We start from the raw sequence: 2913 nt of genomic DNA, 5'->3' as shown, positions 1-2913 counted from the left end.
TGTCCTTAAATTCGGGGGATCATCCCTGGCATCACCTGCTCGTATAAAACTGGTTGCCGAAACCGTAGAAAAACACCTAAAAAAAGATTCCACTCTTGTAGTCTTTTCTGCCTTTGGAGGGGTCACCAATGACTTGCTTGAAATGGCAGAGCTGGCAGAGAAAGAAGATACAACCTATAAATCTATTCTTAAAAGAAACGAGAAACGACACCTTGATGCAGGGAGGGAGCTCATTCCCGTAAATGAACAAAGCGCGGTCTTAAGCAAAGTAAAAACTGAGTTTAATCGGTTGGAAACCTTATATGAGGGGGTTTATTTACTAAATGAACTTTCTAATAAGACCAGACATGTGGTTTCGGGTTTTGGGGAGATCCTTTCCTCGCTAATTATAAATGCTTATTTTAAAAGTAAGGGGATCAATACCACTTTTGTTGATTCCCGGGAGCTTATCGTTTGCCGTAATACCAATGAAAAAGTGCAGGTGAATTACGCCCGAACCTATAAAAATATTGAAGAGTTTTTTAGGGGTAAACCCAAAGGCCTATTTGTAGCGCCGGGATTTGTGGCCAGGAACGATGAAGGTGTGCCCAGCACTCTTGGACGAGGGGGCTCCGATTTTACCGCAGCGATATTTTCTGCTGCCCTGGATACCAAAAAAGTCCTTATTTATACAGATGTGAACGGCATGTACACCGCTAACCCCATGATAGTTCCTCAAGCCTATTCCCTCGACAAAATTTCCTACGAGGAGGCTATGGAACTTTCGCATTTTGGGGCTAAAGTACTGTATCCGCCAACCCTCCAGCCTTTGATTGAAAAGCAGATCAAAATACATATTAAAAACACTTTTAGTCCCGATGAGCCCGGAACTCTGATCTCAAGATCCAGTAAAGAAAATTTCCGCTGGGTTACCGGCATAACTCATATCGATTCCATTAAACTTATTAATATAGAAGGTAGTGGCATGGTTGGGATACCAGGGTTTTCCAAGCGTTTCTTCGAGGTTCTCTTCCAGGAGAATATCAATGTAGTGCTTATCACCCAGGCTTCTTCTGAACACAGTATTTGTGTGGCAGTGAAAGACGATGAAGCTAAAAAGGCCAAAGAAGCTTTGGACGAGGCTTTTGAGGTGGAAATTCAGTATAAAAAGATCAAACCAGTTACCATTGAGGAAAATGTTGCTATTGTCGCCCTGGTGGGAGACCGGATGAAGAGTCACCATGGCCTTAGCGGAAAAATGTTCAGTGCTCTTGGAAATAACAATATCAATATCAGGGCTATTGCCCAGGGTTCTTCGGAAAGAAATATTTCAGCGGTGATCGCTAAAAAAGATGTGAAGAAAGCCCTGAATACCCTGCATGAACAATTCTTTGAGGTGCCCTCAAAGGAACTTAACCTATTTATCACGGGTGTGGGGAATGTAGGAGGTAAATTACTGGCCCAACTTGAGAAACAAGAGAGTTATCTTCTGGAAAAGCTTAGATTAAAAGTAAGGGTACTGGGGCTTTCTAATTCAAAGAAGATGGTCTTTAAGGAAGACGGGATAGCTCTGAAAAACTGGAAAAATGAATTGGAGAACGGGAAGCCGGCAGATAAGAAAGCTTTCTTCGAGAAGGTACAGCAGCTGAATTTACGTAACAGTATTTTTGTAGATAATACGGCGAGTGCCGAAATCTCTTCCTGGTATAAACATTACCTGGCGAATTCCATTTCGGTGGTTACCTGCAATAAGATCGCATGTGCTGATGATTATTTGAATTACCAGGAATTACAGGACTTATCCCGGGAATATGGAGCGTCCTTCATGTATGAGACCAATGTCGGGGCAGGCCTTCCCATTATCGATACTCTAAAGAACCTTGTTGCTTCCGGCGATCAGGTTAAGAAAATTCAGGCAGTGCTTTCCGGAAGTTTGAATTTTGTTTTCAATAATTATGATGGCAGTACAGCTTTTTACAAAACCGTAGAAATGGCTATGAAGGAAGGCTACACAGAGCCCGACCCAAAAATCGATCTCAGCGGGGTAGATGTTGCCCGCAAGATCCTCATTCTGGCTCGGGAAACTGGGTTAAAACTTGAATTAAACGATATTGAGAAGAAAAACTTCCTGTCTGATGAAGCCTTGGATTCAGAAAATAATGAGGAGTTCTTTTCACTGCTTGAAAGCGATGAGCAAAAATTTAAGGATATTTATAACAAGGCCGAAAAGAATGGGGCGCAGTTAAAATATGTAGCCCAGCTTGAAAATGACAAAGCCCAGGTGGGATTGCAGGAAGTGGGACCTGAACATCCTTTTTATAATTTAAGTGGAAGCGATAATATCGTTTTATTTTTTACTGAACGTTACCCGGAGCAACCCCTCATCGTAAAAGGCGCCGGTGCCGGTGCCGATGTTACGGCTTCGGGAATATTTGCCGATGTGATACGAATAGGAAAAAAATAGGCCATGGAAAAACTTAAAATTTTTGCACCTGCAACGGTCGCTAACCTTTCCTGTGGCTTTGATGTGCTGGGATGTTGTCTTGAAAATGTAGGTGATGAAATGACTGTCAGGAAAAACGATCTGGGGGAACTAAGGATAACAAAGATAACGGGACAGTACCTGCCTCTGGAAACAGACCAGAATGTCGCCGGAGTGGCCGCAAAAGCTTTACTCGATGCAGTTAAGAGTTCCCAGGGTTTTGATATTGAGATAGATAAAAGAATCAAAGCCGGAAGTGGAATTGGAAGTAGTGCAGCCAGCGCGGCCGGGGCTGTATATGGCGTGAACAAATTACTCGGTTCTCCATTTAGCCAAAATGAGTTGATAAAATTCGCAATGGAAGGAGAGCGCCTGGCCAGCGGAAATGCCCACGCCGATAATGTTGCACCTGCTTTGCTTGGAGGTTTTAGCCTGGTAAAAAGTTACGAGCC

The 2913-nt window shown here is 43.1% G+C and carries 2 protein-coding genes; both read left to right on the top strand.

The window, feature by feature from the left end:
• A partial coding sequence (gene thrA, locus ACESK1_RS12835) for a bifunctional aspartate kinase/homoserine dehydrogenase I (RefSeq protein WP_372920575.1) occupies positions 1–2443 on the top strand: 2443 nt, incomplete at its 5' end.
• A gap of 3 nt (positions 2444–2446) precedes the next feature.
• A partial coding sequence (locus tag ACESK1_RS12830; protein WP_372920574.1) for a homoserine kinase occupies positions 2447–2913 on the top strand: 467 nt, incomplete at its 3' end.

This window comes from Salegentibacter sp., from assembly GCF_041642575.1.
Classification (GTDB): domain Bacteria; phylum Bacteroidota; class Bacteroidia; order Flavobacteriales; family Flavobacteriaceae; genus Salegentibacter.
This window is presented reverse-complemented; position numbering and strand designations above follow the sequence as displayed.